This window comes from Paenibacillus sp. JNUCC 34 (assembly GCF_058269055.1).
On sequence record NZ_CM177770.1, the window covers coordinates 1,827,166 to 1,852,433 of the forward strand.

The window sequence follows — 25,268 nt, forward strand, 5'->3', positions numbered from 1 at the left end:
TATATTGACAGGGAAATTTATCCGTTCTATAATCAGCTCATAATAACCAACATTGGATATAATTTAGTCTAATATCCAATGTTGGACATACAATATTGAATAAAGGAGCGATATCAGTGAATCCAACCATTGAAGTAAACAGAAAAAGTTCTTTGGCCGACGAACCAGTGCACCTACGCATCTTCGGCTTGGAGCCGGCAGAAACGTATTTGCTGAAAACGGCGATGCATGACGATTTCGGGAGAGTATGGGAAGCGTTAGCGGAGTTCACCGCCGATCGGGACGGATGCATCGACGTGCAGTCCGCCGTCCCGCTAAGTGGGACATACAAAGATCAGGACGCTATGGGGCTGTTTTGGTCGATGCGCTTGAATGACCTTTCGGATAAAATGCCGTTTTTTATGAAAATCAATACCGAGCCGCAGACTGTAACGGTTATTGTAGACAAAAATGGCGATAGACTTGTGGAACAGCAATTCGATCTAACGTTCAGATCCGACGACGTTCAGGAGACATTCGTGACGGACGGTTTCGTCGGTAAATACTTCGCATCCGATCGGGCTTCGGATTTACCGGCTCTTCTTGTTGTCGGCGGTTCGGGAGGCGGATTCCAATGGTCTGAGCAGGTAGCGTCTCTGCTTGCTTCGCGCGGATATGCGGCTCTTGCCGTCGCTTATTTCGACTACCGCGGGCAGTACGACCTTCCAACCGGTTTGGCGGAAATACGGCTCGAGCAGTTCCAGCAAGCGGCGGAATGGCTGAAAGCACGGAAAGAAACGGATGGTCGTCCGATTCGCGTAATGGGCATTTCAAAAGGGGCGGAGCTCGCCTTACTGCTTGGCTCGGTCTTTCCCAATGATATCTGCACCGTTGTCGCTTTTGCTCCATCGCTATATGTGTTTCAAGGAATTCAAATCGGTGTGAAGGAATCCGTTTCTTCGTGGTCTTACGACGGTAAACCTTTTGACTACGCTTCCTATCCATCCGATTACAAACCGCATGAAGATTTCGACAAAACTACTTTGCGGGATTTGTATATACGCGCCCTTCAGGACAAAAAAGCCATTCAAAACGCGCGAATCCCCGTCGAACGAATGAAATGCGACTTAATGCTCGTCACTGGCGATCTTGATGCGCTCGGGCCAACTTCAGAGATGTCAGTCGAAACGCTGCAAATTTTGGAGCAGCAAAACTACCCTTATTTAACGAGTCACCTACGCTACCCGAAAGCCGATCACAGCTTCTTCATCCCGGGTCTGCCCCCGATTGTCCTAAGCAAGCAGGCAACGACTTGCGATATAGCTATGGCCGAACGCGACGCTTGGTGGAAAGTGATTTCGTTTATGCAAACGTAATCTTCAAATAGGCTACTATGAAGCGACCGCTTCCCGTTATTTAATCGGGAAGCGGTCGTTTAGTTTTTTCTGGTACCTACAATAGAGGTTTATATCAAGGAATTGGAAAATATATCATTTTGATCTATATTAAGAGTGAGAAGATACTAAAAGGGGGAATGGTTGAAACGATGGTCAAACTTCAGCCTGAGAAAGGTTGTCTTTTGGTGCATCATATGCGACCCGCAGGTTGATTCATGTAGCGAATATTATAACTTGTATCAAAATATAGTTAATATGACTGCAACCAAAACTGTAACTTCAGAGGGCCAGTCTTATTAATTGTTCCATTTTAAATATGGCTGAAAAGGGGAATCTCTATTGAAGCGAACCGCACCATCTCGACTGCCTAAGCTAGGAGCAACTCAATCTCCACCTCTCAGAAGGCATACCCTCTTTTGGCGACTGTTCGCTAACTATTTTCTTCTGATCCTCATTCCGGTTATTGTCGCGAGTGTACTCGCACATGTGCTCGTCGTTCGTATCATTGAAGAGGATGCTGAGCGGTTCAACAACGTGATGATGAGCCGATTCTCCGAGCAGACCGATACAGAACTTCAATCGTTAAAGAATAATATGATTCATAACCTCAGTACATCGAGATTGCGTAGCGCTCTCCTTACTCCTATGGCATCATCTGCGGACAGTGAACGGCTTCCGGAGCTGCTTCATTCGCTCCGGGAGCAACTTCAGCAACTGGAATCGTCTGATTTGGTACAGAAAGCATATTATTACTTTGTACACGAGGACCTTATCGTTGATGCTGAAACATATACGAATAAATCGTATTATTTTACCTCCCGTAATACCATGGATCTTAGCTGGCGCAATAAGCTTGAAGCTGAACTGACAGGTAAGAAAATGATGGACTTTATTGATTCTCCAGCAACAATAACCGCTTCGATGAGTTACCCATTCAATACCACCACCCCTGACGTTTATCTTTTGGTTGATGTGAATCCTGACAAGCTCAAAGAGCAAATTTATATGCCTGAAAACTGGGTCACAGCCACTGCGATAGTTGACGATAAGGGGAGATTTATATCACAAACTGGTTTAACTGAACAGGATCAGCTAACGCTGCAGCAGCGTATACGTACAGATGGAATAGCTTCACAATTTACGATATCGGACAAGACAGGACTGTCCTTTATGCAATCGGGCTTTGACGACTTCTGGCATTATATCAGCATGATTGATTTAGGTACTTTGATGAAGCCAGTATACCTTACCCGCATTATCAGTTGGCTGTTCGTTATCTTCTTCCTATTGGTCGGCGGCCTTGTTTCGTATTATTTAAGTCGTCGCTTATATCGGCCAATTCGAGAAATAAAGGATGGACTGAAGTCTCATCATCTCTCGGTTGAGGCTCTTCGGAACGAAGGAAATGAGTTTGATGTCATTAAACGCTACTCGCAGTTAATCATGACGGAGAATAAAGAGCTGTTCCAAATGGTGAACGGGATGCTGCCGATTGTACAGGAGCAATTCTTTTCAAAAATACTTCTAGGTCAATATCGTGACGCCTTGTCCATCGAGTATTACGCCAGGGAGATTGAGTTTGCCTACAGCAATAAGGCTGCAAGAACAGTACTGTGCATCTCTTTTCACTATGATCCTCACGTTTACGATTCAGCATCGGAATCGACGAAAACGTTTCTCCTAACTGAGTTGAAGGACAAGATACATAAGCTAGCACCTGGACTGATTTGGTTATGTCAGACAAAGCCGGATCTATTGGCTTGTGTCGTACAGCATGATCAGAATGAGGACAATCCAGAGCATATGGCTGACATGATTAGACTTGTATTATTGGAGTATAGTACTTACTACAAAGCAACAATCGGAATCGGCAAGACTGTTCACGCCATGGAAGAGCTGCATCTGTCCTATGAGCATGCGGCTGCAGTGCTTAAGTATCGAGGGCTACATTCAACCGTTGAAATTTGCAGGAGTCAGCCTTCCCGGGAACTGCAGCAATGGGACTCTTTCCTATCAGTTCAGGAAGTTAACCGGATTCTCAATCAGTACAAAACAAGGGAATACGACAAGCTGCTCCAATCTGTGCTAGATCTGCTGGAGGAAGGAAAGCGCAGAGATGCGGCAGCTGCCCAAATGAAATATTTGTTCGCTGATGTGCTGAACACATGGATCCGTGCTGTGGAATCGGAACATAACGAGTTGAACGTCCCTTATTACTCCGGTCTCTTTGAACGGATGAATCGTTGTATGACATGGGACGAGTTGAAGCACTGCTTCGAGGACATTCATGGTTTTCTATTCCGAAAGACAGAGACCAGCAGTCGAAGGCAGCAATTTTTAGAAATCGCAAATTACATTCATGAACATTATGACCAAGAGCTATCTATCGAGTATTTTGCGGGAATGACGAATATGTCCATTGGGCATTTCAGCCGTACCTTCAAGGAGGAGGTTGGTGAGAAATATGTGGAGTATATCGCGAAATGCCGGTTGACGAAGGCCAAGCACTTTTTGCTCGAAACCGATATGAAAATTGATGAGATCGCCGAGAAGGTGGGGTATTGGGGCAGGAACTCATTAATTCGGGCTTTCCGCAGATACGAAGGCATTACACCTGCAAAGTACCGGAGCATCCATCAATAAATCAATAAGGGGAAGAAGAGACTTCTTTTTTTCTAAAGTCTCTTTTTTTGCGATAACAGGTGAAAAACCTGATGTAATAAGGCCATGTAAAACAAGTGACTTAAGGAAAAGATGCGCGCTTTACGCCCTGAAGTGCTGCTCGTATAGTGAAGGACAACAAATAAATAAAAGCGCTTACAAATGGAGGTGGGGATGATTGGCGCAGCTATCACGAATCGGGTATGTTCTGAAAAAGCATAAAGCGTTGTACTTGTTGATGCTGCCTGGCATTTTGTACTACTTAATATTCAAGTACGCGCCGATGTATGGCATTATCATCGCCTTCCAGGACTATTCGATCGGCCGAGGTATTTTCGGAAGTAAATTTGTTGGATTGAAGCATTTCATTGAATTTTTCTATGTCACGCCAGATGCCTGGAAGCTGATTCGCAATACGATCATGCTGAATGTGTACGATCTTTTGTTTCATTTTCCAGCGCCGATTATTTTGGCAATCCTGTTCCATGAACTGAAGGGCAAGTGGTTCAAACGATTTGTGCAAAATATTAGCTATTTGCCGCACTTTCTATCTACGGTAGTTATCGCGGGCATTCTCGTTACCTTCCTTTCTCCGACAACAGGGGTTGTAAATCATTTTCTCGTCAAGGTGTTTGGCATCGAGCCCATTATGTTTTTGGGTATACCGGAGTGGTTCCGAACGGTTTACGTTGGCTCTGAGATATGGCAGAAGGTGGGCTGGGGTACGATTCTTTATTTGGCAGCTATCGCGGGGATTGATCCGACGCTTTATGAAGCGGCCAAGATGGATGGAGCGAATAGGTGGCAGCAGATGCGCCACATCACATTCATAGGCATGGTACCGGTCATGATTATTTTGTTCGTACTGTCGTTAGGCAACTTTATGGAAGCGAGTTTTGAAAAAATATTGCTGATCTACAACACGATGAATTATGAAACCTCGGATGTGATTAACACGTTCGTCTACCGACGAGGTATCCTCGATGCCGATTTCAGTTTTGCAACAGCGGTGGGCTTGTTTCAATCAGCGATTGGTTTCATTCTGGTCGTTGTGGCGAATCGAATAGTTCGCAAACATTCGGAGACTAGCCTATGGTAAAGGGAGGTGTGCAATGAAGAAGCAGGAAAGCTTGGCCTCCAAGCTGTTTGATGTGCTAAATATATTGTTTATGATCTTGCTTGTCATCGTTATGGTATACCCGATGGTGTATGTATTCTCGGCATCGATCAGCAATAATGCGCTGGTAGCGAGCGGCGCTGTACTGTTCTGGCCGAAGGATATAACGTTTATCGCCTATGAGCAGCTAATTTATAACCCTGATCTTTGGGTGAGCTATTGGAATACGATTCGGTATGCTTTTGTTCAAACAGTGCTGACGCTTATTGTTACGTCTGCTATGGCGTATCCGCTCGCGAAACGATGGTTGCCAGGCCGAAGAGTGATTCTGCTCATGGCCGCCTTCACACTTCTCTTCAGCGGGGGGATGATCCCAACCTTCCTCATCGTGCAGCAGCTTGGGCTCTTGAATTCGATATGGGCCATCGTGCTCCCATCGCTTATTAGTACATGGTATTTGTTTATTATGCGGACGTTTTTCGAGGCGCTGCCTGAGGAACTTGAGGACGCAGCTGCCATCGACGGCTGCGGATCTATGCAAATACTGGTGCGCATCGTACTGCCGTTATCATTGCCGGTTATGGTCACGATTGGCCTTTTTACCGCTGTGAATCAATGGAATGCTTTTTTTAACGCGTTAATCTATTTGAATGACCGGGATATGTATCCATTACAAATTATGATGCGTAACATTCTGATCGCCGGCACGAATGTGCAGGGTGAGGGAGATCTGACCCATTTGGAAACATTGAAATATGCCATGATTATCATTGGGACACTGCCTATTCTGTGCGTCTACCCGTTCATCCAGAAGTATTTTGTGCAGGGTACGATGATTGGAGGTATTAAGGGATAGATATGGAAGCTGTGCTTTACCTAAAAAAGGGAGGTTATTGAATGAAGCTAACGAGATTCAGAACGGTGCTTACGATTTTATTGCTCGGGGCCGTCCTCGTAACTGGCTGCACCAGCGGAAAGAATAAAGATAATGGCACATTAAGCCCAGACAATCCAGTTAAATTCTCATGGCTCGTCTACGATCGGGTGGAAGGCAAGGTTCGTGATGACTGGGAAATCTTCAAAGAAATTGAGGCTAAGACAGGTGTCAAGGTTGAGTTTCAAATCGTAAGCCAAGAAGGACTTGAGGAAAAACGGCAAATTATGATCGCAACGAATACAGCAACCGATTTTATCCAAGTACCGACTCAAGACGGAAGGGAACATGGACCGGAGAAGGTGTTTTTAAACATAAAGGATTATCTGGATAAGGCTCCAAATTTGAAAGCGTTTTACGAAAAATATCCTGAAGCAAAGGCACTGGCAACGGGCACGGATGGAGGACTATATACCGTACCTGTACTAGAAGGTGATGCAGAGGGGAAAGGCTTTAACTTTATCTGGTATGCACGAAAAGATATTATGGATAAACATGGAATTAAGTCTCCGACAACGGTCGATGAGTTTTATCAATATTTAAAAACACTTAAACAAAACTATCCGGATTCTTACCCACTTATTTCAAATACCATCGTTGGTGACACAGGACTGTATACAACTTTTGGAAGAGTATTCACGGGCATCAGTGGTTTCTACAATATTGATCCAACGACCGACCAATATGCATTCGCTCCATATCATTCGAATTATAAGGATATGCTTGTATTCTTGAATAAGCTTTATTCGGAGAAACTGCTGGATCCTGAATATTCGCTGCTGACTCAAGCGCAGTGGGAGGAGAGAATTTTAACCGGCAAATCATTAGTTACTTATTTCTGGAAGGCGGATCTGGAATCATTGGTGGCAAAGGCGAGAGGTGCTGGTACAGCTGATTATGAACTGGATGCGATCCCTTCTTTTGCAGCCGAGGGAATTAAAAACTATCAGTTTTCTCGTCCGGTAGTTGGCACGGTTGGCAGAGCCATCTCAGCAAAAGTGAAGAATAAGGAGCGGGCTGTTCAATTTCTCGATTATTTAGTTGGCGAAGAGGGAAGTAATTACCTTTCCTTAGGGATTGAAGGCAAGACGTATACCATAGAGGACGGTAAGCCGGTGTACAATAAGGAATTTGGAGCATCCCCTTTTAATACGCTGCGTAAGGATTGGGGTGTCTGGTATGACCTTATAACGCTGAACAATGCGAAATCCCGTGAAGTGTGGGAGCGAGGTTTAAGTGAGAAGAGCAAGGACATCAATGCTCGGTACGAGCAATATATAATTCCTGCTCCGAAACAGATCGTCAAAACAGAAGAAGAGCTTGAACTTGAAAAGTCAAAGCTAAACAATTTAAATAAATATCTCGAACAGAAGATTACGGAATTTGTAACAGGCAAAACACCGATTAACGATACGACTTATCAGCAATTTGTTGACCAAGCAAAAAAATTCGGGTCTGATGAACTCCTTAACATGTACAACACTGCATATACACGCACGTACGGCAAGTAATTTTGTGATGGAGACGGAGGACAGGTGATGGACGGATACAAAATTATCGATGTCGATGTTCATAATGAACAAGAGGATGCCGCTCTGCTCCCTTATCTGAAGGAGCCGTGGCGATCGCGGGTTGCTGCATCAGGCATCGGCTATGCTGGATCTGGCTACTATTCGCCGATCGGCGTCATGAAGAAGGATTCGATCCCCCCAGGTGGAGGGAGAGCGGGCTCTGATCCTGATTTCATGATCAAGCAGCTGATCGAAGGGTATAATCTGGATTATGCCGTATTGACTGGGGTCGTTTACAACATCTCATCAACGCATGACCCTGATTACGCAGCAGCCATATGTTCAGCCTATAACGATTTCTTAATTGCTGAATGGCTTGGTAAGCATAAGGCGTTCAAGGGAGCGATGGTGGTAGCGACCCAAGACCCGCTGCTTGCAGCGCGGGAGATCGATAGAGTTGGCGGACATCCGGACATTGTGGAGGTTATGATCTCTAGTGCGGCGCGTTCGCCACTTGGGCAGCGCCACTATCATCCGATTTATGAAGCAGCAGAACGTAACGGCCTGCCTGTCGCGATTCATCCGGGAGCGGAGGGTGGGGGGAGCTCAACGGCTCCTAGCGCTGCCGGTTATCCGACTCGTTATATTGAGTGGCACACCTGTTTGTCTCAGATGTTTATGGCACATCTGGTGAGTATGGTATGCGAAGGGGTTTTTGTGAAGTACCCGAGGCTGAAAGTGGTGTTGGTTGAAGGCGGGGTCGCTTGGCTGCCGGGATTGATGTGGCGGCTGGACAAAAATTATAAAGCGCTCCGTTCGACCGTTCCATGGCTGACGAAAATGCCAAGCCAGTACATCCGAGAGCACTGTTACTTATCTACGCAGCCGATAGAGGAGCCTGACAACCCGCAGCATCTCATCGATCTTTTTAATATGATCGATGCTGAAAATATACTGCTCTACTCAAGCGATTATCCGCATTGGGACTTCGACTCGCCTGGTCATATTTTACGCAAACTTAAACCGGAGGCAAAGCGGAAGATTTTTTATGAGAATGCAAAGGAGTTATATCAATTGACTTGATAACTTGAGTGGGGGTTTGGGAGGGTCACTATGGTGGTGCACTATGTATTGAATGCAGATGAAATTTCAGAGGGCGGTCACGCAGTCGTGCATATTGAGGGACGTGAAATCGGCATCTATCGAGTGAATGGAGAGTATCATGCCATAAATAATTATTGCCCACATCAAGGAGCACCAATCTGCGCGGGGCTCGTCTCCGGGACTACACTTCCATCGGATGTATATGATTACGAATATGGAAGAGCAGGCGAGATTATCCGCTGCCCTTGGCATGGTTGGGAGTTTGATTTACAAACGGGCAAGTCTTTATTCAGCGACAGAATCAGGGTGAAGAAATATCAGGTAGAGATTCAGGATGGTAGAATTGGAATTTTGCTGGGGAAGTAACATATCCGCGAAAACCTTCTTAGCCTTAACGAGGCTTGAGAAGGTTTTTTTTATCTAAGAGGCTCCAATCCAAATAGCTATATCACCGTTAATCGATAGTGATTCGTACGAGACAAAGCTCCGAGCGGAGCGTATTACGGATAAGTCCGATTAGTCTGATTAGTCCGGCCCCTATTGCAGAAGCAATTGCTTCCACTGCGATAAACCGGATTAATCTGGTGGACTCACATTCCGCTATTTGCTTCAAGCGACGAGATTTTGCACTCATTTGGTCTGAGAATCCGTTATTTCCTCAAAACATATCCGATTCCGCATGAATAGGCACAAATAAGGGCCTTCCAGTCCGCCACCTCACAATAATAGACGAAATTGCTCCAGATAACGGAACGTGAGTCCACCCGCATGTAGTCGACCGCCAGCATGCAATGCTGTCGTCCTTTGAAAAGACGACGAAGCCGTTTCTACTTGGTCGTTTAAATTCCGTTTAAATTCGTGGATTATGATGAATGTATTCAATAGCTAATGCTGTGCTAAAGAAGGAGTGGAAGTCATGGAATTAGAAATGGAACCAACCAAAGGTTCAATCAGCAACTGGCGCCAATTCATGAACGTAATTAACGAGACAAAGCCATCGAAATTAATGTTGATAGTCGCTTTACTTATGAGTATAGGCTCAACTGCCGTAGCGTTGGTTATCCCGATGTTTACGAAGGGCATGGTGGACAATTTCTCCATATCTAAGTTGGATACGATGCAGATCGTCGCGCTGGCGGTTGCGTTTATTATCCAGGCGATTGCTGCAGGTTTGTCTATATATATGTTGAATCTGATTGGGCAAAGGGTGGTTGCCAGCTTAAGGGATCGGCTATGGAAAAAGATGCTAGTCCTTCCGGTATCCTACTACGATCAGAACAAGACCGGAGAGACCGTTAGCCGGATTACGAACGATACAGGCATTATTAAAGGATTTATTACCGAACACCTTGCAAGTTTTTTTACCGGTATCGTGTCAGTTGTTGGTTCGTTTATCGTGCTGCTGTATTTAGACTGGCAGATGACACTCATTATGCTGGTGGTTATTCCGCTTTCGGCACTCGTCTTATTCCCCCTCGGAAAGCAAATGTTTAAAATATCCAAAGGCCTTCAGGATGAAACGGCATCTTTCACGGCCGTATTAAGCCAAGTGCTCTCCGAGATTCGACTTGTGAAAGCATCCAATGCGGAGTCGAGGGAGTACGAGAATGGCAGCAAAGGCATCAAAAGTTTGCTTCAGTTTGGGATTAAGGAAGGTGTAGTGCAAGCACTGATATCCCCGATCATGTCCTTTGTACTTATGGTCCTATTGGTTGTCATTATTGGATACGGCGGAATGCGAGTCTCTTCTGGTGCGTTGTCTGCGGGCGAGCTGGTTGCCTTTATTCTGTATCTAATTCAAATTGTGATGCCAATGAGCCAATTGTCTATGTTCTTTACACAACTTCAAAAAGCGATTGGTGCAACGGAGCACATGATCTCTATTCTTGATACAGAGGAAGAGGAGCACGTGAATGGAAAAGAGGTTGCTAAGGCCAATCAATCGATCGCAGTCGAGCATGTGCACTTTGCTTACGTTGAAGGAGAGCCCATTCTTGAAGATATCAGCTTTACGATCAAGCCTGGAAAAGTAACGGCCATCGTTGGACCAAGCGGCGGTGGAAAGACAACTTTATTCTCGCTCTTCGAACGCTTCTATTTGCCTACTTCAGGTATAATCAGGTTAGGACAGAACGGCATTAACGAATTTTCGTTGCAATCATGGCGCTCTCAGATCGGTTATGTATCGCAAGAGAGTCCATTAATGGATGGTACGATTCGGGAAAATATTTGCTATGGAATGAATCGGGAAGTTACGCAGGAGGAGTTGGAGCGGGCAGCTGAAATGGCATACGCGGACGGCTTCATCCGCGAGTTAACGGAAGGTTACGAGACAGAAGTTGGTGAACGCGGTGTTAAGCTATCAGGCGGACAGCGCCAGCGAATCGCTATCGCGCGAGCATTACTTCGTAATCCGCATATCTTAATGCTGGATGAAGCGACTTCCAGCTTGGATAGCAAGTCTGAGATTGTTGTGCAGAAAGCATTAAACAACCTGATGAAGGGTCGTACTACCTTAGTTATTGCCCACCGGTTGTCAACGGTAGTTGATGCGGACCAGATCTTGTTTATCGAGAAAGGCAAATTAACAGGCAACGGCACTCACGAGAAATTGTTGGAGAGCCATGCGATGTATCGGGAATTCGCAACGCAGCAGCTGCGTATACAAGAACAATACGGCTCTTAACGGGTAATAGGGAAAGGCGGTAGAGAACAGCATGATAACGATCTTAATCGTAGATGACGATCCTCACATTCGAGAATTAGTTTCCGTATTCCTGCAAAAGGAAGGCTTCAGGACTACTGAAGCCTCCGATGGGGTAGAGGCGCTAAATAAGATGGAGACGGATAGAGCCGATCTGGTCGTACTTGATATCATGATGCCGAATATGGATGGCTGGGAGTTGTGTCGTGAGCTTAGATCTATGTACGATATTCCACTGCTTATGCTGACCGCTAAAGGGGAGACCTCGCAGAAAGTGAAGGGATTCAATCTAGGAACGGATGATTACTTGGTCAAGCCATTTGATCCGATGGAATTGGTCGTTCGGGTAAAGGCGCTGTTAAAACGTTATCAGATCGTTGTATCGCAAACCGTTCAGTTCGGTCAAGTGAGCATGAACAGACAGACCTTTGAAGTGACTTCATCCAAACAGAAGTTTTCACTTCCCATGAAGGAATTCGAATTGCTGTTTAAGCTTGGAGGTTATCCTGATAAGACATTTTCGAGGGAACAATTGATTGAAGATATATGGGGATACGACTTCGAGGGAAACGAGAGAACACTGGATGTTCATATTAACCGTTTGCGCGAAAGGTTCCCTGAAGACAACTATGCTTTTAGGATCAAGACGATCAGAGGACTTGGTTATCGGTTAGAGGTACTCGGATGAGTCTGATACAAAGAATCAAGGCGTTCATGAAAACGAAGGCATGGCGAAGGATTAAGTTTATTTTCGACATAGCTACTATATTGTTCATAATGTTTGGGGCCTGGTCTATTTCTTACTATATTAGCCCTTTGTTAATGAAATGGTTTAGTTGGAAGTTTTCAGATTATTGGGTATTTTTCGTGGTAAATGTTGTTGCTTTGCTTCTATTTAGCGCTGTTTGTGGCCTATTTGTACCCTTTGCGCGAAATAAGCATCTTGCATTCTATCAGTCTATAGTTGATGCTGTGAAAAGGATATCGAAAGGTGATTTTGACGTTACGATCAAGCAACATGCAGATTTTGAAAACGAATATGGAACGTTGGTCGAGAGCATAAACCAGATGGCTGGTGAACTGGGGCAGATGGAGAAGATGCGCCAAGAATTTATATCAAATGTATCACACGAAATTCAATCTCCTTTAACCTCGATACGCGGGTTTGCGCGAGCTCTGCAAAATGATGAATTAAGTGAACACGAACGCCAGCATTATCTTCAAATTATTGAATTGGAAACGATGAGGTTGTCCAAATTAAGCGACAATCTGCTTAAATTGACTTCGTTGGAATCGGATCATCACCCCATCGAACCACAATTCTTTCGCTTAGACAGTCAGCTTCGAAATCTAGTTCTTGCAAGTGAGCCGCAATGGACTGCGAAGGGGCTGGAGATGGAATTGAACCTGGATAAGGTTCGTATTCATGCGGATGAGGATATGCTCAGTCAAGTATGGGTGAATCTGATTCATAATGCGATTAAGTTCACGCCGGATAATGGTTCGATCTGCATATTCATGAGGGCGACAGATAATCATGTTGAGGTGCGAGTGGAGGATACCGGCATAGGCATTGATGAAGTGCATATCCTACATGTATTTGAGCGATTTTTCAAGGCAGATGTTTCTCGCAATCGAGCACAAGGTGGCAACGGCTTAGGTTTGTCTATTGTGCAAAAGATTGTACAGCTTCATAATGGTACGATTGAAGTGACAAGCACAAGAGGTGCTGGGACAATCTTCATCGTAAAGCTACCACTGCATGCAACGAAAGCACCCACCCTCGATAGATGAGGAATGGGTGCTTTGTTTATTTCTTCCTAGGTATGGTCAAGGACTTCCATTCATCTGACTTCCGAAGTTTTGCAACATATACGATCTGTCCGACATGGTAGGAGTAGTGAGACATCTGACGCTCGATTGCTTCCATGACCGAGTGTGGTTTCTCGCGAATAAATACGGTGCTTAACAGATCATTCGGTTTAAGGCTGCGCAGCGTATTCAAAAATACTTCCCATCCGCGGTTCCACACTTCAAGCAGCATTTCTTCAGACATAAGCTCGTTTTCAAATTCTTTATCTCGATTGCGATTCGGCTTTTCACCGTTCGTCGTTAGAAAATCTGTCCATCGCGAAATCATATTGCCGCTCATATGTTTAACAATGACAGCGATGCTGTTCGAGTCTGCGTTGTAGGACCAGTTCCAATCGTCACGATCTAATTGTTCAAATGTACGTTCCGCGGATTGCTTTAACTCTAAAAATTTTTCAATTACAACATGTAAGTAATGTTCTTCCAATGAATGGGAAGGATCTGGTATCATGGACTCAACCTCCGTTCTGAATTACGCGTTGTGACCAAGCCTTTTTATAGCTACATCATTAGCATACACTTCCAGGGCAGAGCTGAATAGATATACCGGAAATTTGAGTGCGCTTTCTAAGAAAAAATCTCGATGTCGATAAGGAAGCTGGAGGTTACGTGTACAGGTATAATGGCTCTCACAACAAAAGAGCTTTTACTGGATAGCTGATATAATCATAGAGGTATCCTTGTCATAAAAGTAGATGAATATGCAGGGGGGAATTGCAATGCAAGCAATACTGAAAGAACTAACTGGAAATATGAAATTCACACACGACCTGAAGCAGGATATACAATCGTTCCTAATCTCCAATCATTGTCCGAAGACTGCTGAGCATTGTATAGAGGTCGGGACGGAGGCTAGGAGAGTTGCCACATTATTTAATGCAAACCCGAATGGAGCAGAAATAGCAGGATGGTTGCATGATATTAGTGCGGTAATTCCAAATAACGAACGGATTGCGGTTGCAAAGGAGCTGCAAATTGATATTCTAGCTGAAGAAGAAGCTTTTCCTATGATTATTCATCAGAAGTTATCGAAAGTAATGGCTAAAGAAATATTCAAAATCACGAATGCCGAGATATTGGATGCTGTCGGATGTCATACGACACTAAGGAAAAACTCAAGTAAGTTGGATCAAGTTTTATTTGTAGCAGACAAAATAGCGTGGGACCAGTCAGGCATTCCTCCATACATACAAGAACTTCATCGGAATTTGGAAGTTTCATTAACCCATGGAGCCTTTTCTTATATTAATTACTTATGGGAACGCAAGGAATCGCTCAAAGTAATACATCCTTGGCTAAGAGACGCATATGAGGAGTTAAAAGATCTATTGCAGTCACAGCGTACACAAAAAGGAGGATAAAAAAATATGAGTACCGAAGTACTGCAAGATTCAACAAACAACGATTTCACGATCGATTGCAATGATATTATTCTTAGAGAATATAAACTGGAAGATTTGGATGCCTTATATAACTTAACCCAGCAGCCTGAAATCAAAGAGTTTTTGCCTGATTGGGACGTGCCCAAGGAACAAAGGTTGGACTGGTTAATAAATTATGAAATTCCCGAGAATCAAAGATTCATCCAAGCCGTGTCGGAAACAGGAGAAATCGGTGATATCCGTTTACGTTTAGGAATGATTCTGAAGAAGACAGGAGAGTTTATCGGTTGGTGCTGCACAGGAATAAAAGATGAATTACCCGAACCTAAAAGAGAGGTTATGTATGCCATATCGAAGGATCATCGAGGGCAAGGGTATACAACTCAGGCTGTGCGAGGACTTATCAAGTATTTATTTGAGAATACCCATGTCGAGGAACTTTGCGCACTGGCATTAGCACATAACCTACCGTCTAACAAAGTTATACAGAAGTGTGGCTTCGCTTTGATTAACGTCTTAGAGATAGATGATATGCAATACAACAACTATAAGCTGCATAAAAATACGTAGAAGAATCGTTAAAAAGGGACCCAGAGGGCGGTGATTTGATATGTTTTTTGTTAATGCAAGGGCCTTCATTGAACGAGAGAATAACGGAGTTACCGAACTCATCATTCAAACTCGTGTTAAGCCAGGAGAGCCTAAAATATTAGAACTGCCTGGAGGAAGGCTAGAGCTGTTTGAGCCAATACTGGATGGATTATATAGGGAAGTATTCGAGGAAACGGGATTGAAAGTCGTCAGGGTGGAAGATCAAGACACAAGAATTGATACCATAGGCATTAACGCTGAGTTCGAGGTAGAATGCGTAAAGCCTTTTTGTGTTTATCAAACGGTGAATGGGCCTATTGATTCAATGGGCATGTATTTCATTTGCACCGTAACAGGTGATTTAAACGAGAACGGCGATAACACGGAAAAGGTACACTGGAGGTCGGTTGAAGACATTCGCGAACTTATGGATCAGGATCCGCTGCTTTTTTCCAACGTGGATCGGGCCGGCCTTATGTATTATTTAAAACATCGAACTTCCGGATGAATTGAAACCGATAATAGAGCGGGTTGTGACACGAGTATTACCTAGGAAATAATCATTGTTGATAGAAGGAGGAGTTTAATTTGAATTTAGAAGAAAAACTAATCAATATTTTGAAGACTAACGAAAATTTAATGAGAGATTTGGAATGGGTACGGCAATTGGGATTGCCGCATTGGTGTATAGCGGCCGGTTATGTACGAAATTTTGTTTGGGATTACCTTCATGGCTATACAGACCGAACCCCACTAAACGATGTAGATGTTCTATACTTTGATCCAACTGATCTTCGAGAAGAGTCGGAAAAACATTATGATATCCAGCTAATAAATCAATACGATAAATATAACTGGTCTGTGAAGAATCAGGCCCGCATGCATACAAAAAACCAAGATGATCCCTTTGTCTCTGTGGCAGATGCAATGAAGAGATGGCCAGAGACGGTAACTGCTGTCGGAATCCGTCTTGATGATGATATGAATATTGAAGTGATAGCGCCTCATGGACTGGAAGATTTGTTTCAGTTGATTGTTCGTAAAAGTCCATATTTTAAAGACGAAGCATATTTTAATTCCAGAGTAAGTACTAAGAAATGGTTAGAAATATGGCCTCAATTAAAAATGGCTTAATCCAATTTACTTTTTACAGATTGAACTAACGGTGAAGAGAATAAGGAGGGGAGAGCACTTTTGAAAAATATACGTCGTATAGTTTGGCTTGTGGTTATCATGGTCTTACTGCTAGGTATTCTTGGCTGCAGTAAAGAAGCCACGCCAGAAAATAAGGTGGCATACATTTCTGCTAATGAAAATTCGGAATACGAAAAGGTATATAAGGAACTAGGTTTAGGAGTTCTGTATGATTTTGATTTTAAGCTTCCGTATGCGGATCAGAGCTGGGTGGACATTTGGGTGGAGGGTTATCAAAACGGTCAGAAAATGGAGCCATTTCACTTAATCGAACTAAGCTACGGTAAAAGTCCACAACAGGTGGAAGAGGGCCATATGGGTTTTGGGTTAATTAATCCTATTAGTGAGGCAGGTTCGATATTTATGTATTCACATAATGTGAAAGTACCACCTATTCGAATAGACAACCAGCTCCTAAATAACTCAGCAGCGTTTAACGTTTGGGATTATGCCATTGGAAGTGAAAAGGTTAGCCTGGAATCCGGAGAGACCAAATTGTTAGCGGTGTACCGGCAAGGAAATAATAATAGGATAGAAGGCTATGATTATCAAGACAGTCAAGCCATGGATAAAATGATTAAGAAAGATGCAGTTGTTCTTTTGTTAAAAGTAAAAGTAGTGAAAAGTGATAAAGCAGAAGGAGACAACGATGTCTGATCCCGTAATCGTAGTGCCTTATGACAAGGCATGGAAAAATGAAGGCCTGTCATTTGGGAGATTATGAGGAAGGCGAGTGAATGGAGTAAGCAAATAGGATGGAGACCGGGAGAGTCAGATATATAACAGATTTATCGAGAGTTCATTTTATATATCCCCAAAATAGTAGCCTGTGTGCTCAGTACACAAACATGGAGAGGAAAAAAACAAAAATATGAACTTAAGTTAATTTTGGTTGACAAAAACTAATGTTATTAGTTAGATTGTTATTAATGTTAATATTTTGATTTAATCCTATTCATCTATAAGTGAATGATATATAAGGAGATGAAAGTAAGATGTCGAGAGTGAAGCTGGATATGCAGATCATATTACAAGCGGCCTCAGAGATTGCGGATACGGAAGGCTTGGATGAGGTAACATTGGCCTCACTATCCAAGAAGCTGGGGATTCGTTCACCTTCATTGTACAATCATGTGGATGGATTGCCTGGACTACGTCATCAGCTTGCGTTGCATGGAATGAAACGGTTAAATGAAGCGATGACATATGCAGCGGTTGGGCGTGCGCAAGACGATGCGGTACATGCCATTGCTAAAGCTTACATTACGTTTGCCAGGGAGCATCCCGGACTTTATGACGCTCTTGTTCGTACACCGGATTGGCATCATGAGGAAACCGAAAGAATCGCGGCTCAGCCTGTAGAACTTCTCGTTCGCGTACTGGGCGCATACGGATTAGAGGGGGAGGCGGCCGTTCATACGGTTCGCGGACTGCATAGTCTTTTACACGGGTTTGCATCACTGGAACAGACGGGGAACTTCAATATCCCGATTGATCCGGATTACAGCTTACAGCTGTTGATTGACTTTTTTCTTAAAGGTATACGTTCATATGTCGAATCGAAATAAGACAGTTCTTCATTTATATGATAATATACAGGAAGATGAATGAACGGGAGGCGTTTGATATGAAAGCAAAGCGTAATCAGGGGCAAACTTATGAGGGGTTTAGCGCATAATCGCCCATAAACTGCGTGATCCCCATCGAGAGGGGAAACTTTTTTGAAACAATATATTTTGCAGCAATTTGATTATCACGTTTGGGCTAACCAAAAAGTGTGCGCCTATTTACAGGAACTATCTGAGGAAGTATACCGCCAGGAAATGGTGAGCGTATTTCCTACGATCTATGATGCCATGGTGCATATTTTTGTGGTTGACAGCAACTGGTTAACCTTTTTTACTGCTGGTGACGTTACGGAGATGTCAGAACAATATATTGAGCAAGTAAAAGCTGAGACTGATCGATTGGTTGCTGAAACGGAAGGAAAGCGTATTGAACAATTAGGAGTCATGATTGAAACATTTGGTGAACGTTTTAGGGCATTTATTGAGCAGCATGAAGACATAGAGTCCATGTATTCATCAGGGGGATTCAAGGCCCGGTATGTTGATTTTATTCAACATATTGTGAACCACGGGTCTTACCACAGAGGAAATATTACAGCGATGCTGAGACAGCTTGGTCATCCAGGGACACCAACTGACTATGGCTTCTATTTATACACGCTGGATCAAACATAATAATATAGCAATCAGCAAAAAGAGCAGTCTGGAACTTTGAGTTCCAGGCTGTTTTTTTACTAAAGAGTACCTTTAATAAATCTATTAGACTTGCAGAAAACTTGGGATAGATTAACTTAATATGGAATTCTGATCCTGCTATAACGTATAATGAAAGCAGTTACATTATGAAGCGAGAAATCCGCTTTGGTGAGGATTTTTAATGGTCATTTAAGATGGGATTTGTTCAATTAAGAAATGAATTTTATGGGAGGCGCTCTATGAAAAAAGATCTTTTATTCACCAGAATCGGTTATGTGTATGTTCCTACATCTAATATTGATGCTTCCATTGAATGGTATACAAAACATCTTGAATTTCAGCTAATCGATAAATTTCAGGATCGGGGCTCATTTCTTGCGGTACTGCATCATCCCGGCAAATATTCGATTGCTTTATTGTTGATTGAAACCGAGGATCAGGAGAGATTGCAAATATCCAGAAACGGTCAACCTTTTCCGATTATGGCTATGAATTGCCCAGATATTGAACAAACGCACGAATTCCTGAAGACTAATGGGGTTGATGTGCAACCGTTGCAATCCCTCGGTGCTGGAGAAGCCAAGTATTTTTATTTTAGAGATAATGAAGGGAATCTGCTGGAAGCAGCGTGGTCTATTTATGATCTAGAAGAAGAGATGAAAGAAGATTTTGTGAAGGAATCAGCGGAAAATTAACTAGGGATGTGTTCAGAATATGTATTTTCCAGTAACCTATTCAACGCTTTCTGATAAAGTACTTGCACAATATTTAAGAACGCAGTACAGCATTCAAAATTTATTGAAGACGAGTTACTACCTACGAGGAATGAATGACACCTACTTGGTAACCACCACATCCGATGAAAAATTCATCTTTAGAGTTTATCGTGGAGATTGGAGGAAAGAGTATTCAGAAATCGCTTTTGAATTGGAGCTATTACGTCATCTTAGTCAGAATAGGATTTCAGTCTCTTTACCTATAGCGGACATTCATGGGGAGTTTATTCAAGCCATTGACGCTCCGGAGGGTCGACGATTTGGTGTATTGTTCACCTTTGCAGAAGGAAGCGAAAGAGGAATAGATAATGAAGAAATCAGCAGTGCTTTTGGAAAAGCCGTTGCAAATATTCATTTACAAGGTGACAGCTTTAAAAGCGATTATGCCAGACCGCAGCTCAATTTAGATTATTTAATTAATCAATCACTTGATATTATTGCAGCTGGCATGGGGCATCGAAAAGATGATTTTGAATTCATCAAAGAGGTTGGTAAAGCGCTGGAGCAAGCCTTGCTGGACATCCCATTAAATCAATTAGATTGGGGGATATGCCATGGAGATCTGCACGGAAATACCAATGTCAGTTTCACCGAAGATTTAGCCATGACTCACTATGATTTTGATCTGTGCGGATATGGTTGGCGTGCATATGATATTGCAGAATTCCGTCTAGCAAGAGAGGTTCGTTTGAGTCATGATCCCGATCAATTAGAGAGGTTATGGAGTGCTTTTATTGAAGGTTACACTTCGATTAGAGATTTATCGGAAAATGACCTTCGGGCTGTACCTATCTTTGTTGGTATCAGACAGCTGTGGTTGATGGGACTATGTCTTAGTGATCCGCATATTACCGGCAGTATAGATTACGGTGATGAGTTCATTGATGTGAAGCTGGATTATTTTAAACAATTGAAGGAGAATTTATATGGATCATATCCTGAAGTACTATAATCAATTCGATGAATGGGGCCGTCTGGATCGGGAGCCGATAGAGTTTCTTGTAAATCTGCACTATATTACGAAGTACATGCCATCCCATGGTCATATATTGGATAACGGAGCCGGGCCGGGGAAATATGCTATGGAACTGGCGAAGCGAGGATATGATATATCATTAACAGATCTGACACCCCGTTTGGTGGAGGTTGCTTATGAGAAAGCCAAGGATTTTGAATTACTTGATCAATTCAAAGCTTTTAAAGCGGCCGATGCCAGAAATCTTGACCTGTTTGAAGATGAGCAGTTCGATGCCTCTTTAATGTTAGGGCCGTTGTATCATCTGCAAGAGGAGCAGGACCGGAATCAAGCAGTGAAGGAGCTTCATCGGGTGACGAAGAGTGGCGGTGTTGTATTTGCAGCGTTTATGACCAGAACAAGACATCTAACAACCTCGCTTTTATACCCTCAGCACTGGAAGCCTAATGATAATATCCGTGATATTTCCACATTTATGGAAACGGGTATTTTTAATCATAGCGATGAAGGAAGATTTACGGGAGCCTACTATTTTAATATTGATGAAATCCAGCCGTTTATGGAATCACATGGTTTTGAAAGTATTCAGTTGATTGCTTCTTCAAGCATTGCCGGTTCATTCCAGTCCGAGCAGTTCGAGTATTGGCGTTCTCGTGGAGATGATGAGTTCAGAGAGGTTATGGAGGTTATATATAAGGAAGCGGGGAATCCGTATATTTTAGGGTTGTCATCACATTTACTGTATATTGGGCGGAAGAAGTAGCTAGCTACACAAATGATAGCCAAGGAACAGGATCTTAAGAGAGAGTGGTACGTATCATTCCCTAAGGAGCAAGGTAATGAAAAGGAGGCTCCCTCATGGCTGTAAAAGTTTGTCCCGGATGTGGAGAAGGCAATAAAGAATCGGCCCATGTGTGTGTTGTATGCAGCAGTTCGTTAAGAGATGTTGTCCCCCAGGGCACATTAAATTCAGACAAAAAGTATAGTGGGTCTTTATCAAAAACATCGGTTTGCAGTCATTGTCACGAATCATTGGAAGAAGATGCTTTGAAGTGCAAGTACTGTGGAACGTTGGTATCGAAATCACCGTCTCCATCTGGAAGCCATTATTTATATGACGAGGAATTAACAGCAACTCCCGATAATACCGCAATGGCTCTGATCGTGATTTCAACTATTATTATCCCCATCGTTGGACTTATTGTTGGCGGCTTAGTTTCATTCAGTGAAGACCGTGACAAGCAAGATACCGGCAAAATGTTGTTGGTACTTGGATTAGTGATGATTGTAGTCCAATTATTTTTGTTCTGGTGGATATTTGCATGAAATGAAAAGCCACCTCTCGGTGGCTTCTTTCAATCCGTTAAATCGACGTTATTACCTTGTCAATAATCCCGTACTCAACGGCTTCATCAGCAGACATGAAGTAATCCCGATCCATGTCTCGTTCTATTTTTTCAATAGATTGACCCGTCCGCTCTGCTGTGATTTGGACAATTTTTTCACGGGTTTTAAGAATCCGTTTTGCACTGATGGCGATATCGCTTGCCTGACCTTGAACGCCCCCATGCGGTTGATGTATCATAATTTCACTGTTAGGGAGTGCGAAGCGTTTACCTTTGGCACCAGCGAGCAGCAGCATGGATCCCCACGAAGCAGCTAAGCCTGTGCATATGGTCTGAACCTGTGGCTTAATGTGCTGCATCGTATCAAAAATACCGAAACCGGCGCTAACCGAGCCCCCAGGACTGTTGATATACATGTGTATGTCTTTTTCCGGATCTTCGGCCGCAAGCAACAGAAGCTGAGCAATTACGCTGTTAGCGATTGCATCATTAATTTCAGAGCCTACAAATATAATCCGATCTTTCAGAAGTCTTGAATAGATGTCATATGATCTTTCGCCTCGGCTGCTTTGCTCGACAACATAAGGGATATAGTTGGACATCATGTTACCTCCTGTGTTTAAGATATTTAACAACAGGTAAACGATTAGGTGATGCCAAAAGGTACGGAGTATGCACCAGAAAAATTTATAGGAATAGCGTAACGTAATGAATGCTTTATTCGTTTACATATAAGATAATCTAAAGAACGGATAAGGAGCTGACTGTGAAGATGACCAATCCATTAAATACATTATATGAGCCGGAAGACAATAATATGGAGCAGTTGAACGCTCTTCTTAACAGATACTGTCTCTCCCTTACTCAATCCGTGTGGGATTCGGAAGATCTCGTACAGGATACTTGGTTAAAATCCTTGGAAAAGATAAAAGATCAGCAGCATAACAACCCTCAGGCTTTGCTTCTGCGAACAGCCAAGAATGCGTGGATTGATCAAATACGTCGAAGAAAAGTATTCGAACGGATACTGGATAAGGAGCGGGAGCAGGCTAAGGAAGATGGGGACGCCGTAATGGATAGTAGTACCCTCAACATGGAAATGGCATTTCATTTTCTGATGAAACATTTGTCTCCTCTTCAGAGAACGGTATTGCTGATGCGAAGTGTATTAGGTTATTCCGTGGCAGAGACAGCCGAGAAGCTTCAGACGACAGAAGGGGCCGTTAAGGCTGCATATCATCGTGCACGAAAAGAACTTCAAGCTGTGGAGCATGATATTGAAGATGAAATAGTCGTACCTCAACAAGAAGAAGTACAGACTAGACTGAGCGCAATCGCTGCGGCATATGTAAATGGAGAAGTAGATGAGATGTTAAGGCTTGTTCAGGGAGATCAAGAAGTCCTTAATGTGGTTGGTGCTTACTCGACATCGACCCATACGCGGTATGAATTTCCATCCTTCAGTTATTCTGTCAACCACTTTGAAGCAAGAATGGTGGCGTAGAAATCTGCAGAGTTAATTGTGAATACAGTGTGATGAGATACATTTAAGGCGTTTGCAGTTTACGTACTGCAGCGTCTTTTTTTCATGTGCGGATGAACCAGTTTCATTTTTTTGAAGGAACTGGCAACTGTTGAATCGAATATCTATGACATAGAGCACACCATTTTCTGTATAGTCTTTACAGTTCTATCTAGTTAACTCAAAGAGAAGTGAGCTGATCATATGCGAAAAAAAGTAGTTCTTGCAGGCGGCACGGGGTTTATAGGTAAGTTTCTGGAAGACAAATACAGGGCGCTTGGTTATGATGTCCATATCATTTCAAGGCAGGAACAGCATATTTCCTGGAATAATCATAAAGCAATTGTAGAGGCCGTTGATCATTCCGAGATATTAATCAATCTTGCAGGCAAGTCGGTGGACTGCCGGTACAATGAGAAGAACAAGACAGAAATACTGAGATCTAGAACGGAAACAACACGAATACTGGGAAAGGCGCTAAAAAAGTGCGTGAACCCTCCTTCGCTATGGATTAACTCAAGTACAGCTACGATTTACAGGCATGCTGAGGATCGACCCATGACGGAAGAGAGTGGGGAAATTGGAACGGGATTTTCGGTGGATGTGGCTAAGAAATGGGAGGAGGCGTTTTTCGCTTTTCAGCTGCCACAGACAAGACAGGTTGCTCTTCGGATTGCTATTGTACTCGGCCCTGGCGGCGGTGTGATGACCCCTTTCAAAAATCTCGTCCGATTTGGGCTCGGCGGAGCGCAAGGACCGGGAAACCAAATGTTCAGCTGGATTCATATAGAAGATATATTTGGCATTATGCAGTTCCTACTGGAACGAAAAGAACTGAACGGCGTGTTTAACTGCTCATCCCCGCATCCGGTTACGAACCGGGAGCTGATGGCTAAGCTTCGGGAAACGATGAAGGTGGCAATCGGATTACCTTCTCCGAAATGGCTGCTTGAAATTGGGGCGGTCATGATCATGACGGAAACCGAGCTTATTTTGAAAAGCCGCTGGGTTGTTCCTGAGCGGTTGGAGAGAGCCGGATACACTTTTAAGTACAAGGATATCGGTCAAGCCCTTGCTCATATTCTAAAATAGTGATTCGATATCCGGCCTAAGATAAACAAGCACCTACTCTTAAGCCGGTATTTTTTCATGAGGAGGAGATGAGAATCATGTATCGAACGCCCAAACATACCGGGTATTATGACATTGATACAGCATTGCAAATGGTGACATTTCAGGGAGCGGATCGAGTATTGTTTGTATCATAAAGATCCTTTTTATGTTGAGTTTAATAAGTAAGTTTAAGGAAGCGGAGGAAGAGGTTATGAACCTAGCCAACAAGATCACCATAGCCAGAATTTTGCTCATACCGTTCTTTATGTTGTTTTTCATTGAGTATCCAAGCTGGTTGGCTGACCGTTTTTCTTTCTTCCACATGGTCAATCAATATGGCGTGTATATTGCTGCTATGTTATTTGTTGTCGCTTCAGCTACGGATAAATTGGACGGGTATGTAGCCAGAAAATACAATCAGATTACGAACCTGGGCAAGCTGCTCGATCCTTTAGCAGATAAGCTTTTGATTTCGGTGGCGCTTGTAATGATGGTCCAGCAAGAGTTGATTTCAACTTGGGTTGCTGTCGTTATTATCGGCCGGGAATTCGTGATAACAGGCTTAAGGATGGTGGCGGCTGCACAGAAAGTTGCTCTGTCTGCTGATCAGTACGGTAAATTAAAAATGGTACTTCAGGTTATTGCAATAACGGCCGTGCTGTTAGGCAACGTTCCCTTTCGCTTCTTTACGACCATTCCGATCGATAATGTGATGATGATGCTGGCAGTCGTAATGACGATTTATTCCGGGTTCAATTACATTGCTAAAAACTACAAGCAGCTTAAATTAGTAGCATGAATAAAAAAGATATGTGAAGGCAAATG

At 43.3% G+C, this 25,268-nt stretch carries 26 protein-coding genes; 24 read left to right on the top strand and 2 right to left on the bottom strand.

The window, feature by feature from the left end:
• The first annotated feature begins 116 nt into the window (after positions 1-116).
• The 10 genes from AC2TF5_RS08600 (at position 117) to AC2TF5_RS08645 (ending at position 13,201) form a co-directional block, all read left to right on the top strand.
• Entirely contained in the window at positions 117-1,355 is a 1,239-nt protein-coding gene (locus tag AC2TF5_RS08600) for an acyl-CoA thioesterase/bile acid-CoA:amino acid N-acyltransferase family protein (protein ID WP_491301760.1), read from the top strand.
• Positions 1,356-1,715: 360 nt separating this feature from the next.
• Positions 1,716-4,019, top strand: a complete 2,304-nt coding sequence (locus tag AC2TF5_RS08605) for a helix-turn-helix domain-containing protein (RefSeq protein ID WP_491301761.1) — start codon at positions 1,716-1,718, stop codon at positions 4,017-4,019.
• Positions 4,020-4,215: 196 nt separating this feature from the next.
• Entirely contained in the window at positions 4,216-5,136 is a 921-nt protein-coding gene (locus AC2TF5_RS08610; protein WP_491301762.1) for an ABC transporter permease, read from the top strand.
• Between the two features lie 13 nt (positions 5,137-5,149).
• Entirely contained in the window at positions 5,150-6,010 is an 861-nt protein-coding gene (locus AC2TF5_RS08615) for a carbohydrate ABC transporter permease (protein ID WP_208918651.1), read from the top strand.
• Positions 6,011-6,051: 41 nt separating this feature from the next.
• A complete protein-coding gene (locus AC2TF5_RS08620) occupies positions 6,052-7,599 on the top strand; it encodes an extracellular solute-binding protein (RefSeq protein WP_491301763.1) in 1,548 nt (515 codons plus the stop codon).
• Between the two features lie 27 nt (positions 7,600-7,626).
• On the top strand, positions 7,627-8,682 hold the full coding sequence (locus AC2TF5_RS08625; RefSeq protein ID WP_491301764.1) for an amidohydrolase family protein: 1,056 nt from the start codon (positions 7,627-7,629) through the stop codon (positions 8,680-8,682).
• 30 nt (positions 8,683-8,712) lie between these two features.
• Complete coding sequence (locus tag AC2TF5_RS08630) at positions 8,713-9,069, top strand: Rieske (2Fe-2S) protein (protein WP_491301765.1); 357 nt, start codon at positions 8,713-8,715, stop codon at positions 9,067-9,069.
• A gap of 562 nt (positions 9,070-9,631) precedes the next feature.
• Positions 9,632-11,389, top strand: coding sequence for an ABC transporter ATP-binding protein (locus AC2TF5_RS08635; protein ID WP_491302843.1), 1,758 nt, complete (start codon positions 9,632-9,634; stop codon positions 11,387-11,389).
• 31 nt (positions 11,390-11,420) lie between these two features.
• The gene (locus tag AC2TF5_RS08640; protein ID WP_491301766.1) at positions 11,421-12,095 is read left to right on the top strand and encodes a response regulator transcription factor; all 675 of its coding nucleotides are present in this window, start codon (positions 11,421-11,423) and stop codon (positions 12,093-12,095) included.
• Positions 12,092-13,201, top strand: a complete 1,110-nt coding sequence (locus AC2TF5_RS08645) for a sensor histidine kinase (protein ID WP_491301767.1) — start codon at positions 12,092-12,094, stop codon at positions 13,199-13,201. Before AC2TF5_RS08640 ends, AC2TF5_RS08645 begins: the two co-directional genes overlap by 4 nt.
• A 16-nt stretch (positions 13,202-13,217) precedes the next feature.
• Here AC2TF5_RS08645 and AC2TF5_RS08650 read toward each other — a convergent pair whose 3' ends face one another.
• Positions 13,218-13,730 carry a DUF1572 family protein gene (locus AC2TF5_RS08650; protein WP_491301768.1) on the bottom strand — a complete coding sequence of 171 codons (513 nt, stop codon included), beginning with the start codon at positions 13,728-13,730 and terminating at the stop codon, positions 13,218-13,220.
• A gap of 268 nt (positions 13,731-13,998) precedes the next feature.
• On the opposite strand from AC2TF5_RS08650, the gene yqeK reads away from it, so the two are divergent.
• The 11 genes from yqeK to AC2TF5_RS08705 all read left to right on the top strand — a co-directional run bounded on the left by yqeK (position 13,999) and on the right by AC2TF5_RS08705 (position 21,788).
• Positions 13,999-14,640, top strand: a complete 642-nt coding sequence (gene yqeK, locus AC2TF5_RS08655) for a bis(5'-nucleosyl)-tetraphosphatase (symmetrical) YqeK (protein ID WP_491301769.1) — start codon at positions 13,999-14,001, stop codon at positions 14,638-14,640.
• Positions 14,641-14,646: 6 nt separating this feature from the next.
• Positions 14,647-15,231 (top strand): GNAT family N-acetyltransferase, encoded by a 585-nt coding sequence (locus AC2TF5_RS08660; protein WP_491301770.1) that lies wholly within the window; start codon positions 14,647-14,649, stop codon positions 15,229-15,231.
• 40 nt (positions 15,232-15,271) lie between these two features.
• Entirely contained in the window at positions 15,272-15,760 is a 489-nt protein-coding gene (locus AC2TF5_RS08665; protein WP_491301771.1) for an NUDIX hydrolase, read from the top strand.
• Between the two features lie 80 nt (positions 15,761-15,840).
• Complete coding sequence (locus AC2TF5_RS08670; protein WP_491301772.1) at positions 15,841-16,386, top strand: nucleotidyltransferase family protein; 546 nt, start codon at positions 15,841-15,843, stop codon at positions 16,384-16,386.
• A 60-nt stretch (positions 16,387-16,446) separates the two neighbouring features.
• Positions 16,447-17,103 (top strand): hypothetical protein, encoded by a 657-nt coding sequence (locus AC2TF5_RS08675; RefSeq protein ID WP_491301773.1) that lies wholly within the window; start codon positions 16,447-16,449, stop codon positions 17,101-17,103.
• Between the two features lie 338 nt (positions 17,104-17,441).
• Entirely contained in the window at positions 17,442-18,014 is a 573-nt protein-coding gene (locus tag AC2TF5_RS08680; RefSeq protein WP_491301774.1) for a TetR-like C-terminal domain-containing protein, read from the top strand.
• Positions 18,015-18,167: 153 nt separating this feature from the next.
• A complete protein-coding gene (locus AC2TF5_RS08685; protein WP_491301775.1) occupies positions 18,168-18,689 on the top strand; it encodes a DinB family protein in 522 nt (173 codons plus the stop codon).
• A gap of 260 nt (positions 18,690-18,949) precedes the next feature.
• A complete protein-coding gene (locus AC2TF5_RS08690; protein ID WP_491301776.1) occupies positions 18,950-19,405 on the top strand; it encodes a VOC family protein in 456 nt (151 codons plus the stop codon).
• 19 nt (positions 19,406-19,424) lie between these two features.
• Positions 19,425-20,438, top strand: coding sequence for a phosphotransferase (locus AC2TF5_RS08695; protein ID WP_491301777.1), 1,014 nt, complete (start codon positions 19,425-19,427; stop codon positions 20,436-20,438).
• Positions 20,413-21,225, top strand: coding sequence for a class I SAM-dependent methyltransferase (locus AC2TF5_RS08700; protein ID WP_491301778.1), 813 nt, complete (start codon positions 20,413-20,415; stop codon positions 21,223-21,225). Before AC2TF5_RS08695 ends, AC2TF5_RS08700 begins: the two co-directional genes overlap by 26 nt.
• A 95-nt stretch (positions 21,226-21,320) precedes the next feature.
• The gene (locus AC2TF5_RS08705) at positions 21,321-21,788 is read left to right on the top strand and encodes a double zinc ribbon domain-containing protein (protein WP_491301779.1); all 468 of its coding nucleotides are present in this window, start codon (positions 21,321-21,323) and stop codon (positions 21,786-21,788) included.
• Positions 21,789-21,825: 37 nt separating this feature from the next.
• On the opposite strand, the gene clpP is transcribed toward AC2TF5_RS08705, so the two are convergent.
• Positions 21,826-22,410 carry an ATP-dependent Clp endopeptidase proteolytic subunit ClpP gene (gene clpP, locus AC2TF5_RS08710; RefSeq protein ID WP_491302844.1) on the bottom strand — a complete coding sequence of 195 codons (585 nt, stop codon included), beginning with the start codon at positions 22,408-22,410 and terminating at the stop codon, positions 21,826-21,828.
• 170 nt (positions 22,411-22,580) lie between these two features.
• Here clpP and AC2TF5_RS08715 point away from each other — a divergent pair, with 170 nt between their 5' ends.
• The 3 genes from AC2TF5_RS08715 to pgsA all read left to right on the top strand — a co-directional run bounded on the left by AC2TF5_RS08715 (position 22,581) and on the right by pgsA (position 25,242).
• On the top strand, positions 22,581-23,312 hold the full coding sequence (locus AC2TF5_RS08715; RefSeq protein ID WP_491301780.1) for an RNA polymerase sigma factor: 732 nt from the start codon (positions 22,581-22,583) through the stop codon (positions 23,310-23,312).
• A 222-nt stretch (positions 23,313-23,534) separates the two neighbouring features.
• Positions 23,535-24,422, top strand: a complete 888-nt coding sequence (locus AC2TF5_RS08720) for a TIGR01777 family oxidoreductase (protein ID WP_491301781.1) — start codon at positions 23,535-23,537, stop codon at positions 24,420-24,422.
• A 232-nt stretch (positions 24,423-24,654) separates the two neighbouring features.
• Entirely contained in the window at positions 24,655-25,242 is a 588-nt protein-coding gene (gene pgsA / locus AC2TF5_RS08725) for a CDP-diacylglycerol--glycerol-3-phosphate 3-phosphatidyltransferase (RefSeq protein WP_491301782.1), read from the top strand.
• Positions 25,243-25,268 lie beyond the last annotated feature (26 nt).

Coding starts and splice junctions, on each gene's coding strand:
- AC2TF5_RS08615 (WP_208918651.1), top strand. CDS start 5,150: ATGAAGAAGCAGGAAAGCTTGGCCTCCAAGCTGTTTGATGTGCTAAAT.
- AC2TF5_RS08620 (WP_491301763.1), top strand. CDS start 6,052: ATGAAGCTAACGAGATTCAGAACGGTGCTTACGATTTTATTGCTCGGG.
- AC2TF5_RS08625 (WP_491301764.1), top strand. CDS start 7,627: ATGGACGGATACAAAATTATCGATGTCGATGTTCATAATGAACAAGAG.
- AC2TF5_RS08630 (WP_491301765.1), top strand. CDS start 8,713: ATGGTGGTGCACTATGTATTGAATGCAGATGAAATTTCAGAGGGCGGT.
- AC2TF5_RS08635 (WP_491302843.1), top strand. CDS start 9,632: ATGGAACCAACCAAAGGTTCAATCAGCAACTGGCGCCAATTCATGAAC.
- AC2TF5_RS08640 (WP_491301766.1), top strand. CDS start 11,421: ATGATAACGATCTTAATCGTAGATGACGATCCTCACATTCGAGAATTA.
- AC2TF5_RS08645 (WP_491301767.1), top strand. CDS start 12,092: ATGAGTCTGATACAAAGAATCAAGGCGTTCATGAAAACGAAGGCATGG.
- AC2TF5_RS08650 (WP_491301768.1), bottom strand. CDS start 13,730: ATGATACCAGATCCTTCCCATTCATTGGAAGAACATTACTTACATGTT.
- yqeK (WP_491301769.1), top strand. CDS start 13,999: ATGCAAGCAATACTGAAAGAACTAACTGGAAATATGAAATTCACACAC.
- AC2TF5_RS08660 (WP_491301770.1), top strand. CDS start 14,647: ATGAGTACCGAAGTACTGCAAGATTCAACAAACAACGATTTCACGATC.
- AC2TF5_RS08665 (WP_491301771.1), top strand. CDS start 15,272: ATGTTTTTTGTTAATGCAAGGGCCTTCATTGAACGAGAGAATAACGGA.
- AC2TF5_RS08680 (WP_491301774.1), top strand. CDS start 17,442: ATGTCGAGAGTGAAGCTGGATATGCAGATCATATTACAAGCGGCCTCA.
- AC2TF5_RS08690 (WP_491301776.1), top strand. CDS start 18,950: ATGAAAAAAGATCTTTTATTCACCAGAATCGGTTATGTGTATGTTCCT.
- AC2TF5_RS08695 (WP_491301777.1), top strand. CDS start 19,425: ATGTATTTTCCAGTAACCTATTCAACGCTTTCTGATAAAGTACTTGCA.
- AC2TF5_RS08700 (WP_491301778.1), top strand. CDS start 20,413: ATGGATCATATCCTGAAGTACTATAATCAATTCGATGAATGGGGCCGT.
- AC2TF5_RS08705 (WP_491301779.1), top strand. CDS start 21,321: ATGGCTGTAAAAGTTTGTCCCGGATGTGGAGAAGGCAATAAAGAATCG.
- clpP (WP_491302844.1), bottom strand. CDS start 22,410: ATGTCCAACTATATCCCTTATGTTGTCGAGCAAAGCAGCCGAGGCGAA.
- AC2TF5_RS08715 (WP_491301780.1), top strand. CDS start 22,581: ATGACCAATCCATTAAATACATTATATGAGCCGGAAGACAATAATATG.
- AC2TF5_RS08720 (WP_491301781.1), top strand. CDS start 23,535: ATGCGAAAAAAAGTAGTTCTTGCAGGCGGCACGGGGTTTATAGGTAAG.
- pgsA (WP_491301782.1), top strand. CDS start 24,655: ATGAACCTAGCCAACAAGATCACCATAGCCAGAATTTTGCTCATACCG.